Consider the following 16,860-nt stretch of genomic DNA (forward strand, 5'->3'; position numbering starts at 1 on the left):
TGGTCTAGTTGACCCTACGGGGGCGTGTCTATTCCGATCAACGACAGCCCGTAGGTCAGAACCTCTGCCAGCAAAGGCATGTTTTCTGAAATCAAGGTAAAGAGTGGAATTGCGCCAAGCAAGCACAGAGGTCCAACCACGGCGACCGTCAGGCGTCGCTTTTCTTTCTCGCGGTCTTTCCAAACTTCCAGAACCTCAACGGCGTTGGTAAAATCACCATTGAGATGTATGCGGTCGACAAGATCGCGTTTCAATGCACTCGGGCTGTTGGACACGCCTGCAACATCAAGGATTTGACCCGCCGCGTAGTCGGGCTTTCCATAGTATTCGATGACAGGTGCCACGATGTTTTCGACCACGGTGCAATACAGATTTCCGCTGCGCAGAATTTCTTGCGCACGGCTGTAGGCCTTGATGGCGGGATTGCGTTTGGAAAACACGTCGACTGCCATAAAAAGCAACAAAAACAACGTGGTGATGAACGACATTGAAATGTAGGAAGCGCCAATCGCGCTTTGAAAAAACAACACAAGCTCCGATCCTCCGCGCACTTCGAAATTGCTTAGGAATATGGTGGTGAACAGCGGAAAGAATACACACAAATAGGCGAACACGAAGAATTTGACACTTTTGACATCCAGCCCTTTTCCATTGCGGCTCAGCAACTGACGTTTGCCTTCTGTGATCCGGTAAGACGGAAGATACAGACGTTTGGAATATTTGATGTTTTCAACGGCCAGAAAAGCGGATTCAAAACAGGTGTTGAATTGCTGACGCAACAGCAGTGCGACAGGGGCCTGAATGTCCAGCTCGTCGCCGATTTGCTTTCCTTTCAGAAAAGCCAAATTCGGTTTGAATGACAAAAAGTCCCGGATTTCTACGTCCGAACCGTCTTTGGGAAACACAGTATCATGCAGTTTGCGCGGTGTGACGGAAATCGCGCCATATTTGCTGCAGTCGTTCATGTTGTCGGGCAACAGCATTCCATGCGACTGCGAACGCACTTTTTCTTTGCCTTTGATCTGGTCGCTGATCAGCTTTGCAACTTTCACGACCTCTTTGGATTTTTCTTTGTCAGATGGGTTCTGGGGAAGGTTCTTGTCGAAAACATCATTCAGCTCGTCTGATATTTCCAACTTGAAGACAAAAATCCCGTCGGTTCTAATCCAATAGCTGACAGTGTCCGGCAAGCTGTTCCCGTAGCGGAAAAACCTGTTCTCAGATGTCGTTAGCTCTCTGCTTTTGCATGTAAAGCTTAGCCAAGGCACAGCGCTGACCGGACACCAGTCCCAAAAGTAACACACAGTCATTGGAAATTTAGCCCTTGATGCCCACAGCGATCGCCATGCTTCCTGCAAGGACCAAGGCAACAACCCAGATCGAAAAAAAGACTGCCTGACCGACGGACAATGAAGACGCATTTTTGCGTTTTGCATCAGACAGATCAACTGGCACCGAAAGTTTTTTGGTCAAAGGACACCCCACCCGTTACCCCACAACACAAACAATGGCTGGCTATGCAAAGTCAAGAGCGACAGGTTTTTGGTGTATCGCTTGGGGCGTGTTTGGTTGCAACGACAGCGACGCACCGCAACCGTGACCCTAGGGATGACTGCGCTGCACCATGCCAAACAAATCCCGTGGATCATCGGGATCGGCCAGCAAATCCAATGCCTCAAAAAAATCGCTGCCTACAATCCGGTCGCGAATGAAACGCAAGGCACTGAAATCTTCGATGGCAAACCCGACGCTGTCAAACAATGTGATCTGGTCTTGCGACGTGCGTCCTTCGGCTTGTCCGGTCATAACCTGCCAAAGCTCTGTCACGGGGTGGTCTTCTGCCAGTTGCTGGATTTCGCCTTCGATGCGTGTTTGGGGCGGGTACTCTACAAAGATGTTTGCGCGGTGCAGGATGGCTTCCGCCAGTTCCGTTTTGCCCGGACAGTCCCCCCCGATGGCGTTGATGTGGACACCTGCGCCGACCATGTTGTCGGACAATACGGTCGCGTTCTGCTTGTCTGCTGTGCATGTGGTGATGATGTGTGCGCCCTGAATGGCGTCCTGTGCCGATGTGCAGCAGGTGACTTTCAAACCGGTTCCGGCCAGATTGCGCGCCGCTTTTTCCGTAGCGGTGGGATCAATGTCGAACAATCGCACTTCTTCGATGCCCACGATAGCTTGCAAAGCGACGGCCTGAAATTCAGATTGGGCCCCATTTCCGATCATGGCCATCACACGGGCGCCTTTGGGGGCCAGCATCTTGGCCATCACGGCTGATGTGGCCGCTGTGCGCAGCGCTGTCAAAAGGGTCATTTCAGTCAAAAGGACAGGATACCCTGTGTCTACATTTGCCAAAAGTCCAAACCCCACAACGGTTTGCAGCCCGCTTTTGATGTTCTTTGGGTGGCAGTTTACATATTTAAACCCGTAGTCCAGACCATCAGAGGTCGGCATCAATTCCATCACCCCGTCTTCGGTGTGGCTACCCAAGCGGGGCGTTTTATCAAAGCTTTCCCAGCGTTTAAAATCATCCTCGATGTAGGCTGCGATGCCTTTCAGCGTGTCTTGCATGCCAATGTGGTGCACCAAACGCATCATGTTTTCGACAGAGACAAACGGGACCATAGCGGCCTTCGAGGGGGTCAAATGCGCAGATGTTTTGTGTTCCGGGAAAGCGTTCATGGGAAGTCTCCTGTGGGGTTTAGGCAAATGCGCGTGTCGGGCGGTCAAAGACGGTGCGGCCAAAAGCGGAAGCCGTCAGGTCGACCATCAATTGTGCAGTCCGGCCGCGCTCATCGAGAAACGGGTTCAATTCAACAAGATCAAGCGAGGTCATCAAGGCGCTGTCGTGCAGCATTTCCATCACAAGATGGGCTTCGCGCACTGTCGCACCTCCGGGTACAGTGGTGCCAACGGCGGGGGCCACTGAGGGGTCAAGGAAATCGACATCCAATGACACATGCAGCAAGCCGTTTGCGCGGCGGACCTTGTTCAAAAACTGGGCCAATGGTGCCGCGATCCCGTGTTCGTCAATGGCACGCATATCGATGCCGGTGATCTGAGTATCCTGAAGGGCCGCCCGCTCTGGTGCGTCGACCGACCGCAAACCCAGCATTGTGACATTTTCACAAGGCACTGGATGTTCAAACATCGGGAAATCGTGAAATCCTGTGCGCCCAGTCAGATAGCCGACCGGCGTGCCGTGCAGGTTGCCCGAACTGGTGCTTTGCGGTGTGTGGAAGTCGGTGTGGGCGTCCAGCCACAACACAAACAAAGGGCGATCTTGGGCCGCGGCGTGGCGTGCCACACCCAGAACAGTGCCCAGCGACAAAGCGTGATCGCCTCCCATAAAGACGGGTAGGCTGTCTTGCATTGCTGTTTCGGCCACCCGCGCCAGTGCAGTTGTCCACCCGACGGTTTCGGGCAATGCAACCAGACCACTTTGTTCTGCGATTGCGTTTGCATCTGGGGCGACATTGCCCAGATCATCGACTGTGTGACCCAACGATTGAAGGGCGGATGCGAGGCCAGCAGTGCGAAACGCATCTGGGCCCATCAAGCACCCCTGTCTCGTTTTGCCACAATCCATAGGGGCGCCGATCAGTTTGATTGCGTGTGTTGCTGTCATTGGGATGTCTCATTTTACTGTTTAAGCAGGAGATATCCGCGAAAATGTTCAGAAATAACTATCCAAATTGATCAAATTGGATGTATATGTGCCAAAATGGAGGTGCATATGGACGATACGGACTTAAAGCTGATTGCGGCGTTGCGTCAGGACGCGCGGGCATCGTTGTCGGACTTGTCGGTCGCTCTTGGAATGTCACGCACCACAGTACGCAGCCGCATGGAACGTCTGAAGGCACGGGGTGACATTTTGGGCTTTTCGGTCGTTTTGCGTGAAGACAGCCTAAAAGATCCTGTGCGCGGTTTGATGATGATCGGTATCGAAGGCCGCGGCACCGACCGTATCATCCGGCATTTGAACGGATTAAGTGCAGTGCGCGAGATTTACAGCACAAATGGCCGTTGGGACATCGTGGCTGAAGTTGGAACCGACACATTGGAGAGTTTTGACCAATGTTTAAACCAGATCAGACGCCTGGATGGTATTGTCGCCAGCGAAACGAATTTACTGCTATCGGCGAAAAAAGTGACTTAGGCGCGGGCTTTTAAGGCCATCAACCATGCCAGACACAAACCGGATGAAATCAACCCGTTCCAACCTGCCATGCTGATCCCGAACAAATCCCATGGAATGTCATCGCAGCGCACCAAAGGGGCTGTCAAAATCTGTTCAAGCAATTGATCGGCGCTCAGCGTGCCGATGTCGCCGGATGTGCAGGACGTTGGGCCTTCAAACCAGCCTTGTTCCACACCTGCGTGGTAAAACCCGTATCCTGCCGTGATGGCTGCTGCAATTGCGCCGCAAATGATCCAAAGAATGTGGGGCAGGGCCAGTGCCAGCACCCCAATGGCGATGGCAGCAACATGGGGATAGCGTTGCGTTATGCACAGCTTGCACGGGGCCAAACCACCCAAGTGCTGAAAGGCAAAGGCCGCCAACAAAAGCGCAAGTGATCCGCCTGCGGCAATTATAATCCAATAAGAACGCGTCATATTTTGCCCAATGCATAAAAGGTCGCGATCAGCACGACGATCGCCAGCATAAGAATAAGGCCAAGATAGCGTTCTATGAAATCACGAACCCGTGGGCCGAAGGTATAAAGCAGCCATGCCACCAGAAAGAAACGCAAACCCCGCGCCAGAATTGATGTTGCGATAAAGGTCATAAGTGGCATGCCGGTCCAACCGGACATGACAGTGATGACTTTGTAAGGGAAAGGCGTGATGCCAGCGGTCAACACGGCCCAAAACCCGAAATCGTTGAACTTGGTGCTGAATTCCTGCATCGCGTCGGCTTTGCCCAATGCAGCCAGCATTGGTTGGCCGATGGTTTCATAGGCCATTGCTCCAATCGCATATCCAAGCAACCCGCCCAACACGGATGCCACCAGACCAACGCCGGCAATTTTGAAAGCGCGATGAGGGGCTGCCAGAATCATGGGAATCATCAAGAGGTCCGGAGGAATCGGAAAAAACGAACTTTCCGCGAAAGCGACGATGGCCAAAATCCACATCGCTTTGGGGTGCTGCGCCCATTCCAGCATCTTGGCGTTCAAATTTTTGAACATTTTCACCCCTGTTTTCTGTTGAAAATAGGCCAGACCACGCAATTTATTCACAGTCAAGGCGCAGGGGTGCAAAATGCGCTGGACGCGCCCGAAGCGTCGGGTTAAACGACGTCCCATGAGGCCCAAGTGGCGGAATGGTAGACGCGGTGGATTCAAAATCCACTTCTGTAACAGGAGTGCCGGTTCGAGTCCGGCCTTGGGTACCAACAGGTTTTAGCACCTGACCTCGAAACGCTAAATCCACCAAATCTGGACGCGACCCTGGACACTGTGTTGGTGCACAACGGGCTGGCTGGTTTCTGCCAGTTTTCATATCGAACAAAAATGAGTGTTGGCGGCTTTCTGAGCTGCATTACGATTCGGTGAAACCCGCCACCGGTTGGGACATTCGTGGACCGTTTGCAGGCGCAACCCGTGCGATTTTTCCGATTTGCTTTGGTTTAACTCGATAAATTGGGTCTTGGCGTCAACTTATCCACATAGATGTTGACGATAGGGGGCCACATGCCACTATAGAGCGCATATGGGCGAAGATGTCGCAGCGATGCGGCACTATAAGACAAGACTTGGGGGACAGTCGGGCAATGATAAAAGATATGTTAACAAAGAATTTGCCGTGGGCCGCGCCAGTGGTGGCGATCGGGCTTGCTGCATCTGGCGTTTTTGATCGCGGTGAAAACGCGGAACCACAACAGGTTCAATCAACTGCAAATGTAGCCGCACCTGCCGCGGCAGTCGTACAACCACAACCTGCACAAGTCGCTGCCACGACGTCAGTTGTGACCGACGAAAACGAGGTCAGCCAGACGTCGAACCTTGCGACATCTTTCAACAGCTTGACGGCTGCAGGTGTGTTGGATCAATCGGTTGTGACCGAACCTGCGCAACCTACACAAGTCGCTGCTGTCGAACCTGCACCTGCCGCGCCGCGCCAACCGTCGCTTGACGATGATCCGGCCGGTTTCTTTGCCGCTGCACAGGCAAAGCTGGCGGCCAAGACATCATGCTACGAAGATTTGCGCAATCTGACCGAACAAGCGCGGGTATATTTCCCAAGCGGCGGTCTGACGGGCGGTGAACGTGGCATGGGGCAGGCGCGATTGATCGGCTTGGTGGCGCAAGAATGTCCCGGCGTTCAAATCATTGTGGAAGGCCATTCCGACCCGTCTGGCGATCCGGACGTGAACCTGCGTCTCAGCCGCCAGCGCGCGGAGGCCATCGTGGCGCGTGTTGCGGCGTCTGGCATCAACACGTCCAATTTTATCGTTAAAGGCATGGGGCAATCGGTTCCATCGACGGTACGCGGTCCGAAGCCTGCCAGCTTTTATGACCGCCGTGTCGAATTTGACGTTGTGCAAACACGCGTCTCTGCGACTTTGAACAGTGCAGCACCGCGTCCGCTTGCGCCTTGTGTTGCACAGCTGAAGGATGCCGTGTCGCAGGTTAAAGTGTTTTATGCGCCACGCTCGATCACGTCGTCTGCATCCGACATGCAAGCTGCTTTGAACCTTGCGATCAAAGCATCGGCGTGCCCGCAGGCGCGTTTGCGTGTTGTGGGTCAGCACACAGACCAGGAAGGTGCGGGCGAGACACCTGCAACGGGCCGGTTGCGTGCAGCCGCTTTGATGAGTGCGTTGGTCGGTCAAGGCATCGAGTCGACACAAGTCATCATCGCCGCGCCGTCATGGTCGCAAACAGACCCGGATCAGCCAGGCCTCAGCAGCAGCCGCATCGACTTTGATGTGATTGTCGACGAAGGCTGAACACGCTTAAAATTAGATCTACTTTGCACGTTAAAGCACCTGGCACCTCGCCGGGTGCTTTTCTTTTTTGCCGCCCTGTTTTTCTAATCTGGGTCCTCATTGATCCGAGTTCCGGATCGTCTGAAACTCAGCATTGTCCCGCGGGAACAGAAGGGGCGCTGTATTGATTTGATTCGTCTCAGATTGTGGCAATCTTGGCGGTCATGGCGAACCAGTTTGGGCCAGTTTCAACGATTGGTTCTTATTCATGAACAGCTTGTGAACAGAAAAATGCGACAGTTCGTGGGGGCTTTGGCAAGGCACAGTATTTGGCATTGTGGGTGGTTTTGGAAACAATTCTATTGCAGGACATGTCCAATTTATGCGGCTCAATCCGCTGAACCCAAGGTTTTTAATGGATTTATTGGAAATCCCTTTGTTTCCATACAGAGAACGTGGATTCAATGACTGGTTGAATCGTGGAAAATCACTCTGCACACGCTCCGGTTGGAACGCACCAAATGTGGGATTTTAGTCGTATTTTTCCCTTTTGCTACAGGTCCTGCTTTGGGTATGAGTGAACTTGCCCAACTGGGGGGCGATGTCTGTAGGTCACGGGGGCGACCGCACAACGACGCATCAAATCAGATGCGGAGGACGTGCGTTCGCAGTGTTGTTATGCGCAACATTTGTGACGTTTGTTCGAAGGCGCAATCGGTCAGATAATGGCCCCAATTGCGCCCTTCTGATGGCCTGTTTGCAGGTCATTCCTCCTATCTGTTGATGAGCAATGTGTGGGTCGCCATGACCAGTGTGCATCGCTTTGGTTTGGGAAAATGCGGGGTCTGTCACTGTTTGACAGACTTTGCGGGCGAAAGCCGTAACGAGGAGAGAACGAACAATGACACTGGTTCTATTTGAAACCACAGCACGCCGCCGCGCAAAGGCAGGCAAGGTGCGAGACTGCGTTTCGCCTCTTCTTTCCAAATCACAACAACTTTTCATCTTTCCGGCCGCGTCGCGCGCCGTGTGCGACCACGCGTAGGAGTATTTAGCCATGACAACGACACTTGATTTCAACAACCTGGCCACAGGCACCGTTGTAGACAATGAATTCCAATCCCAGGGCGTAACAGTTTCTGCGTTCGGCGGCTCCGGGCAAGCAATGGTTTTTGACACTGCCAACCCAACAGGTGGCGACCACGATCTTGCCACGAACAACTTGGGCAAAGCGTTGATCATTTCCGAAGACGGCGACGGTAATGATCCCGATGACAACGCCAGTGGCGGTACATTCCGGTTCCAGTTCCATGACGCGACATCCGTTGAAAGCCTGACGTTCCTCGACAATGAAGAAGGCGCAACAGTCTACTTCTACGACGAACACGGTCAGGTCATGGGCCAACAAACCATCGCGGGCGGCGTGAACAACGGTCAGCAAGTCGTCAGCTTTGACGTTGAGGGCGCATATTGGATGGACGTTTGCCTGCATGGGTCCGGCGCGATCGACAATCTTGTGTTTGATCAAGGCGCAGCCGGTGACAACCTTGACGGTATTGTTGAAGGCACAGATTCCGCTGACGTTATCAACAATGACTACGAAGGCGACCCTGACGGCGACAAAACAGACAACGGCGACGCGGTCTTGCAGGGCCAAGGTGCACAAGACGACATTATCATCGCAGGCGGCGGCAACGACTTTGTGTTGGCTGGCGACGGCGACGACAAAGTGCAAGGCAACGATGGCGACGATACGCTGTGTGGCCAGGACGGTGACGACACGCTGCACGGCGGTGCAGGCAACGATTTCCTGGAAGGCATGAACGACAATGACGTTGTTGATGGCGGAACCGGCAACGACCAGATCTTTGGCGATGCCGGCGAAGATACACTGGTTGGTGCATCCGGAGATGACACAATCGAAGGTGGTTCAGGCGCAGACCAGATTTCTGGCGGCGCGGATGATGACAAGATCGAAGGCGGCACAGGCAACGACACGATCTACGGCGATGATGGCGGTGTTGGCGCGGACGCAAAAGTGCGCGAAAGCTTCGAATGGGACAAAGCGCCAGACACTAACGGTGGCGGTGGCGCAGGCATCGACAATGGGGATGAACTGGACAGCGGGTTTACACAAAACACCGGCAACGTGGATGTGACGTACTTTGTTACAAACGCAACAAGCGCTGTCACAAACGCATTCTCCACATCCGACCAGAATTCTGACGGCATCGAACATGACGGCGATGGTGTTGATGAAAACAGCTCATTGGATTCGATCCTGAATGGCAACAATGGCCGTGCTGACTACCATCTTGCCTTCTCTAACAGCGTTATGGATGTTTCCTTTAACATCAATGATGTAGACGGCGACGGCGTTGTACGTGTCTTCGCGTTTGACGCGCAGGGCAATGCGATTGAAGTGAACTTGACGGGCGGCAGCAATGTCACAATTTCGGGTGACACAATCGACAGCAACGGGGGCTACCTTGAAGACACAGCCGCTGAATACGCGACAACAGTATCTATCCCGGGCCCCGTGTCCAAAATTGTGATCAAGCACACGCAGGACGGCGTCAACAATTCAGGCATCAACATCACAGACGTCTATTTTGACGCGCCTGTCGCAGACACTGGCCCCGATGGGGACGACAGCATTGATGCGGGTGACGGCGATGATGTTGTGTTTGGCGAAGGCGGCAACGACACGCTGAACGGCGATGCGGGCAATGACCTGTTGAACGGTGGTGATGGCGACGACCGCATCTTCGGCGGAGCGGGCAATGACACGCTGGAAGGCGGCGATGGCAATGACACATTGGGCGGCGCTGATTACGGCAACGACCTGATTTCTGGCGGCGCCGGCGATGACATGGTCGAAGCCTCTTTCGGCGATGACACCATTGATGGCGGTTCAGGCAACGATGATCTGTGGGCCTCTGCGGACAACGATCTGGTGACAGGCGGCACAGGCAACGACAACATCCATGGTGGTCATGGCCGCGATGAGCTGTATGGCGAAGAAGACAACGACACCATCTACGGCGGGTCTGACAGCGACACGATTGATGGCGGGTCAGGCAACGATTCCCTTTTTGGGGACGGAAACTTCAAAGACGACACCGGTGCAGGCGCTGCGGACACCATTTCGGGCGGTGACGGCGACGACTACATCGAAGGCAACGAAGGCGATGACGTCATTTACGGCGACAACGGCGAAGACACTTCGGGCACGGCACCCACCCGCGAGATTTTTGAATGGGACGAAGGCCCCGGTTTTGGAAACAACGCGAATGTGTCGGACTTTAGCCAAGATACCGGCAACGCCAACATCACTTTCAACATCCTCAGCGCGTCTGGCGGCGTTACAAATGAATACGAAACAGACGCTCAGTACACCGCGGACCTTGATGCAGGCGTAAATGACAACGCGTCATTCAATTCGATCCTGAATGGCGATGCGAACTCTGCCACTTACGGTTGGACGTCCGACACGCCTGTTGAAAATGTGGAATTCCGGATCAACGACATCGACGGCGATGGCCGCGTTGTGGTTCGGGCCTATGACGAAGACGGCAACGCGATTGAAGTTGTGCTGTCGGACGCTGGGTCTGATCTGGCCTTGTCCAACGCGGACGGTGTGCCGGGCAACGACACAGCCTCCAGCATTGATGGCGATTATGTAGACGACAACGATCCAGGCCACTCTGTTCTGGTCACAATCCCGGGGCCTGTGTCCCGTTGGGAAGTGCTGCACGAACAAGACGGCAACCTGAATTCAGGCATCAACTTCACTGACATCGCATTTGATGTGCCGGGCACCCCCGACACGAACGGCGAAGGTGGCGATGACACGATCATCGGTGGCGAAGGCGCTGACCAGATGTTCGGCGAAGGCGGCGACGATACATTCATCGTCTCCAGCTCGGACGATGGCAACGGCGATGTGATCGACGGCGGCAACGGACCGGATCAAACAACGGACAACGATGTTCTTGATCTGCGCGGCGCCGGCGTTCTGACGATCGACCAGCAAGCGGACGCAAACGACGATGGCGCGACAAGCGGCACAGTGACATTCGCCGATGGCTCCACTTTAACGTTCGAAGGCATCGAAACGATCCTGACAGACCCACAAAACGGCGCGCCTACGGCAAATGACGACGACATCACTGTCGATGAAGACGACAGTGTCACATTTGACCCAACAGCCAACGATTCTGATCCAGACGGCGACCCGATCACCGTGGACAGCTTCACTCAGCCCGAAAACGGTACAGTGACGCAAAATCCGGACGGAACGCTGACCTACACGCCTGATCCGGACTACAACGGTCCCGACAGCTTCACTGTGACAGTGACGGACCCAAGCGGTGAAACCAGCACGTCCACAGTGAATGTTGATGTGACACCGATCAATGACGGACCAGACGCGGTCAACGACAGCGACACCACGGATGAGGACACGCCCATCACGGTTGATTTGCTGGCCAATGACACCGATCCAGAGAACGACGCTTTGACGGTGACGGGCGCGACTGTTCCTGCGGAGCAAGGCACGTTGGTCGACAATGGCGATGGCACGGTGACGTTTACGCCTGCCGAGAACTTCAACGGCGAAGCGACGATCAGCTATTCGATCACGGACGGCAATGGTGGCACGGACACGGCGATCCACACGATCACTGTGACCCCTGTTAACGATGATCCGGTGGCTGTGGACGATGCGGCGGACACGCTGGAAGAGCAGCCTGTTGTGGTCGATCTGATCGGCAATGACACGGATGTTGACGGCGATCCGCTGACCATCGGCGAAGTCTCGGTCCCTGCCGATCAAGGCACGGTTGTGGACAACGGCGACGGCACAGTGACGTTTACGCCAGCTGAAAACTTCACCGGTCCTGCGACAATCACCTATACGGTTGTTGACGGTCAGGGCGGGAGCGACGAAGGTGAAGCCATTGTAAACGTTGGCAATGTTGTTGACGCACCTGATGCGGTTGACGACGAGGACACCACGGACGAAGACACGTCCATCACGGTGAACCTGCTGGCCAACGACACCGATCCGGAAGGTCAGGCGCTGACGGTCACAGGGGCCTCTGTTCCTGCGGAGCAAGGCACGTTGGTCGACAATGGCGACGGCACGGTGACGTTCACACCTGCGCCGAACTTCAACGGCGAAGCGACGATCAGCTACTCGATCACGGACACCGAAGGCGGCACGGACTCAGCGATCCACACGATCAACGTGACCCCCGTTAACGATGATCCGGTGGCTGTTGACGATCTGGAAACCACGGATGAGGACACACCTGTCATCATCGATCTGATCGGCAACGACACGGATGTGGACGGCGATCCGCTGACCATCGGCGAGGTCTCTGTGCCCGCCGATCAAGGCACCGTGGTCGACAACGGCGACGGCACAGTCACCTTCACCCCGGCGCCAAACTTCAACGGTCCGGCCACGATCACCTACACGGTTGTCGACGGTCAGGGCGGGAGCGACGAAGGCGAAGCGATTGTGTCGGTGGGCGCGGTCAACGACGGTCCGGTTGCGAATGACGATGAAGACACGACAGATGAGGACACCCCCATCACGGTCAATCTGATCGCCAACGACACCGACGACGACGGCGACGCGCTGACGGTTCTGACGGCGACAGTGCCTGCGGATCAAGGCACTTTGGTCGACAACGGCGACGGCACAGTGACGTTCACACCTGCAGAGAACTTCAACGGCGAAGCGACGATCAGCTACGAAATCTCCGACGGCAACGGCGGCACAGACACCGCGGAGCACACAATCACAGTGACCCCTGTGAATGATGATCCTGTTGCGGTGGATGATGTTGAAACCACGGACGAAGATGTGTCTGTTGTTGTGGATCTGATCGGCAATGACACGGATGTGGACGGCGATCCTTTGACGCTGGGTGATGTGTCGGTTCCTGCCGATCAAGGCACGGTTGTCGACAATGGCGACGGCACAGTGACGTTTACGCCAGCGCCGGACTTTAACGGCGAAGCGACGATCACCTACACGGTCGAAGACGGCCAGGGTGGCAGCGACGAAGGCGAAGCGGTTGTGACTGTTGGTGCGGTCAACGATGGTCCTGACGCGGTGAATGACAGCGACACCACGGATGAGGACACGCCCATCACGGTTGATTTGCTGGCCAATGACACCGATCCAGAGAACGACGCTTTGACGGTGACGGGCGCGACTGTTCCTGCGGAGCAAGGCACGTTGGTCGACAATGGCGATGGCACGGTGACGTTTACGCCTGCCGAGAACTTCAACGGCGAAGCGACGATCAGCTATTCGATCACGGACGGCAATGGTGGCACGGACACGGCGATCCACACGATCACTGTGACCCCTGTTAACGATGATCCGGTGGCTGTGGACGATGCGGCGGACACGCTGGAAGAGCAGCCTGTTGTGGTCGATCTGATCGGCAATGACACGGATGTTGACGGCGATCCGCTGACCATCGGCGAAGTCTCGGTCCCTGCCGATCAAGGCACGGTTGTGGACAACGGCGACGGCACAGTGACGTTTACGCCAGCTGAAAACTTCACCGGTCCTGCGACAATCACCTATACGGTTGTTGACGGTCAGGGCGGGAGCGACGAAGGTGAAGCCATTGTAAACGTTGGCAATGTTGTTGACGCACCTGATGCGGTTGACGACGAGGACACCACGGACGAAGACACGTCCATCACGGTGAACCTGCTGGCCAACGACACCGATCCGGAAGGTCAGGCGCTGACGGTCACAGGGGCCTCTGTTCCTGCGGAGCAAGGCACGTTGGTCGACAATGGCGACGGCACGGTGACGTTCACACCTGCGCCGAACTTCAACGGCGAAGCGACGATCAGCTACTCGATCACGGACACCGAAGGCGGCACGGACTCAGCGATCCACACGATCAACGTGACCCCCGTTAACGATGATCCGGTGGCTGTTGACGATCTGGAAACCACGGATGAGGACACACCTGTCATCATCGATCTGATCGGCAACGACACGGATGTGGACGGCGATCCGCTGACCATCGGCGAGGTCTCTGTGCCCGCCGATCAAGGCACCGTGGTCGACAACGGCGACGGCACAGTCACCTTCACCCCGGCGCCAAACTTCAACGGTCCGGCCACGATCACCTACACGGTTGTCGACGGTCAGGGCGGGAGCGACGAAGGCGAAGCGATTGTGTCGGTGGGCGCGGTCAACGACGGTCCGGTTGCGAATGACGATGAAGACACGACAGATGAGGACACCCCCATCACGGTCAATCTGATCGCCAACGACACCGACGACGACGGCGACGCGCTGACGGTTCTGACGGCGACAGTGCCTGCGGATCAAGGCACTTTGGTCGACAACGGCGACGGCACAGTGACGTTCACACCTGCAGAGAACTTCAACGGCGAAGCGACGATCAGCTACGAAATCTCCGACGGCAACGGCGGCACAGACACCGCGGAGCACACAATCACAGTCACCCCTGTGAATGATGGACCAACGGCTGTGGACGACGAAGACACCACGCCGTTTGAAACGCCTGTGATTGTGAACCTGACTGGTAACGATACGGACCCAGACGGTGATCCACTGACAATTACGGATGTGTCTGTTCCACCAGAGCAGGGCACGGTCGTCGACAACGGTGACGGTACGGTTACCTTCACACCGGCGGACGACTTTGAAGGTCCGGCCACCATCACCTACACCATTTCCGACGGAAACGGTGGCACGGATGAAGGCGAGGCGGTTGTCACAGTCGAAGAGCAACCTTTGGATGGTATCGTATCCGGTACTGACGATGGTGAGCTGATCGACGAGGATTACGAAGGTGATCCAGAAGGCGACATGGTCGACAACGGGGACAACATCTTCTCTGGTGATCCAGAAGACGAAGATGACGACATCATCGAAGCAGGTGGTGGCAACGACACGGTTGTTGCGGGTAACGGCGACGACAGTGTTGACGGCGGCACCGGTGACGATGAAATCACTGGCGGCGCGGGCTCTGACACCATCGAAGGTGGTGAAGGCGACGATGTCATCGACGCTGGCGACCCGGACAACACGTTCCAGATCGACAAAGGCTATCCTGGTCTGTTTGGCGGTGAAGAGGGTACACCCGAGGCTGAAGACGACCGCGACTTCGTGGATGGTGGTGCCGGCAACGACACCATCAGCACCGGCGACGATCGCGATACGATCGTGGGTGGCACAGGTGACGATGTCATTGATGGCGGCATCGACGACGATGTGATCACTGGCGACGAAGGCGATGACCGTATCGTGGGCGGCGAAGGCAGTGACAGCATCGAAGGTGGTATCGGCAACGATACGATCTACGCTGGCAACGACCCTGTGCTGGGCCTTGATAACCTGAACATCGAAGACGATGGGTCCAACCCGTTTGGTCCGGACCTGCGTCCAGACAACGGCATCGACACAGTGTCCGGTGGCGAAGGCGACGATGTGATCTTTGGTGCAGACGATGCCGATATCCTTATGGGTGACGAAGGCAACGACTTTATCGACGGTGAGATCGACGACGACACCATCGACGGCGGTATCGGCGACGATACACTGCTGGGTGGCCAAGGCCGTGACGACATCAGCGGTGGGATCGGCAACGACAGCATCGATGGGGGTTCCGGTAAGGACCTTATTGATGGTGGCGATGGCGACGACACCATTGACGGTGGCACAGGCGCGGATGTGATTGACGGTGGTGAAGGCAACGACCTGATCGACGGTGGGCTGAACGCCGACACCATCAACGGCGGTGCTGGCAATGACACCATCATCGGCGGCAACGGCGCGGATGTGATCGACGGCGGCGATGGCGATGATCAGATCGACGGCGGCACAGGCGACGATACCCTGAACGGTGGCGCTGGCAACGACAGCATCACAGGGGCAACGGGTGACGACGTCATCGACGGCGGAACCGGCAACGACACCATTGATGCGGGCAACGGCGGCGACGACGATCTGTCGGGTGGCGATGACCGTGACACGTTCATCAACGTCAATGCTGGTGACGTGGTCGACGGCAACGAAGGCGGTGACGACTTCGATACGCTTGATCTGTCGGGGTCGGCACCAGGTGGCGGTTCCTTGCAAGTTGTCTTTGAAGACGCCAACCCTGAAAACGGTGTGGTCAACTATTTCGACAGCGACGGCAATGATGCGGGCCAGCTGACATTCACAAACATCGAGAATGTCATCCCTTGCTTCACACCGGGGACGTTGATTGCCACACCGAAGGGCGAACGCCGCGTCGAGGACCTTGCGGTCGGCGACCGGATCATCACCCGCGACAACGGCATCCAAGAGATCCGCTGGATGGGCGCCAAGGACATGAAGGCCGCAGACTTTGCGAAAGCACAGCACTTGCGTCCCATCATGATCAGCCAAGGTGCCTTGGGTGGCGGTCTGCCTGAGCGTGACATGATGGTGTCTCCGAACCACCGGGTTCTGGTGGCCAACGACAAGACAGCGCTTTACTTTGAAGAGCGCGAAGTTCTTGTTGCAGCCAAATTCCTGACGGGTCTGGACGGCGTAGATGTGGTGGACGTGGCATGGACCACATACATCCACATCATGTTCGAACAGCACGAGGTGGTTCTGTCGGATGGTGCTTGGACGGAAAGCTTCCAGCCGGGCGACCAAACGCTGGCTGGCGTGGGCAATGCGCAGCGCAACGAAATCTTCGAACTGTTCCCTGAATTGGAAACACGCGAAGGGATTGATGGCTACACATCCGCACGCCGGACATTGAAAAAGCACGAGGCGGCGCTTCTGACGAAGTAAGCCCGCCTTGGGCAACGTCTCCGGGGGCGGAGACGCAACGCATATGCAGCGACAGGATGCGAAGTGATTCGTGTCGATGGGG

General features: G+C 55.8%; 9 protein-coding genes and 1 tRNA gene. 4 read left to right on the forward strand and 6 right to left on the reverse strand.

The genetic code is table 11. The features are described 5' to 3' along the window. Positions 1-14 precede the first annotated feature (14 nt). From ASD8599_RS09765 to rocF, 4 genes are all read right to left on the reverse strand, one after another. Entirely contained in the window at positions 15-1,310 is a 1,296-nt protein-coding gene (locus tag ASD8599_RS09765; RefSeq protein ID WP_146188210.1) for a hypothetical protein, read from the reverse strand. A gap of 7 nt (positions 1,311-1,317) precedes the next feature. Next, positions 1,318-1,473 (reverse strand): hypothetical protein, encoded by a 156-nt coding sequence (locus ASD8599_RS20280; protein WP_181364455.1) that lies wholly within the window; start codon positions 1,471-1,473, stop codon positions 1,318-1,320. 129 nt (positions 1,474-1,602) lie between these two features. Further along, a complete protein-coding gene (locus ASD8599_RS09770; protein ID WP_108828355.1) occupies positions 1,603-2,682 on the reverse strand; it encodes an ornithine cyclodeaminase in 1,080 nt (359 codons plus the stop codon). A gap of 19 nt (positions 2,683-2,701) precedes the next feature. Further along, on the reverse strand, positions 2,702-3,628 hold the full coding sequence (gene rocF, locus ASD8599_RS09775; RefSeq protein WP_108828356.1) for an arginase: 927 nt from the start codon (positions 3,626-3,628) through the stop codon (positions 2,702-2,704). Positions 3,629-3,736: 108 nt separating this feature from the next. On the opposite strand from rocF, the gene ASD8599_RS09780 reads away from it, so the two are divergent. Further along, positions 3,737-4,162, forward strand: a complete 426-nt coding sequence (locus ASD8599_RS09780; RefSeq protein WP_108828357.1) for an Lrp/AsnC family transcriptional regulator — start codon at positions 3,737-3,739, stop codon at positions 4,160-4,162. Here the strand turns inward: ASD8599_RS09780 and ASD8599_RS09785 are convergent. Both ASD8599_RS09785 and ASD8599_RS09790 read right to left on the reverse strand, forming a co-directional pair. Then, entirely contained in the window at positions 4,159-4,620 is a 462-nt protein-coding gene (locus ASD8599_RS09785; protein ID WP_108828358.1) for a disulfide bond formation protein B, read from the reverse strand. The genes ASD8599_RS09780 and ASD8599_RS09785 overlap by 4 nt on opposite strands. Further along, entirely contained in the window at positions 4,617-5,195 is a 579-nt protein-coding gene (locus tag ASD8599_RS09790; RefSeq protein WP_108830102.1) for a YqaA family protein, read from the reverse strand. The genes ASD8599_RS09785 and ASD8599_RS09790 overlap by 4 nt, the downstream gene beginning before the upstream one ends. Before the next feature lie 120 nt (positions 5,196-5,315). Between ASD8599_RS09790 and ASD8599_RS09795 the strand changes: the two genes are divergently transcribed. From ASD8599_RS09795 to ASD8599_RS09805, 3 genes are all read left to right on the forward strand, one after another. After that, a tRNA-Leu gene (locus tag ASD8599_RS09795) sits at positions 5,316-5,401 on the forward strand. A gap of 390 nt (positions 5,402-5,791) precedes the next feature. Beyond that, a complete protein-coding gene (locus tag ASD8599_RS09800) occupies positions 5,792-6,958 on the forward strand; it encodes an OmpA family protein (protein ID WP_181364456.1) in 1,167 nt (388 codons plus the stop codon). A gap of 1,036 nt (positions 6,959-7,994) precedes the next feature. Further along, the gene (locus tag ASD8599_RS09805) at positions 7,995-16,778 is read left to right on the forward strand and encodes a cadherin-like domain-containing protein (protein ID WP_108828360.1); all 8,784 of its coding nucleotides are present in this window, start codon (positions 7,995-7,997) and stop codon (positions 16,776-16,778) included. The last annotated feature ends 82 nt before the right edge of the window (positions 16,779-16,860 follow it).

It is taken from the genome of Ascidiaceihabitans donghaensis (assembly GCF_900302465.1).
GTDB classification, from domain to species: domain Bacteria; phylum Pseudomonadota; class Alphaproteobacteria; order Rhodobacterales; family Rhodobacteraceae; genus Ascidiaceihabitans; species Ascidiaceihabitans donghaensis.

Coding starts and splice junctions, on each gene's coding strand:
- ASD8599_RS09765 (WP_146188210.1), bottom strand. CDS start 1,310: ATGACTGTGTGTTACTTTTGGGACTGGTGTCCGGTCAGCGCTGTGCCT.
- ASD8599_RS09785 (WP_108828358.1), bottom strand. CDS start 4,620: ATGACGCGTTCTTATTGGATTATAATTGCCGCAGGCGGATCACTTGCG.
- ASD8599_RS09800 (WP_181364456.1), top strand. CDS start 5,792: ATGTTAACAAAGAATTTGCCGTGGGCCGCGCCAGTGGTGGCGATCGGG.
- ASD8599_RS09780 (WP_108828357.1), top strand. CDS start 3,737: ATGGACGATACGGACTTAAAGCTGATTGCGGCGTTGCGTCAGGACGCG.
- ASD8599_RS09805 (WP_108828360.1), top strand. CDS start 7,995: ATGACAACGACACTTGATTTCAACAACCTGGCCACAGGCACCGTTGTA.
- ASD8599_RS09770 (WP_108828355.1), bottom strand. CDS start 2,682: ATGAACGCTTTCCCGGAACACAAAACATCTGCGCATTTGACCCCCTCG.
- ASD8599_RS09790 (WP_108830102.1), bottom strand. CDS start 5,195: ATGTTCAAAAATTTGAACGCCAAGATGCTGGAATGGGCGCAGCACCCC.
- rocF (WP_108828356.1), bottom strand. CDS start 3,628: ATGACAGCAACACACGCAATCAAACTGATCGGCGCCCCTATGGATTGT.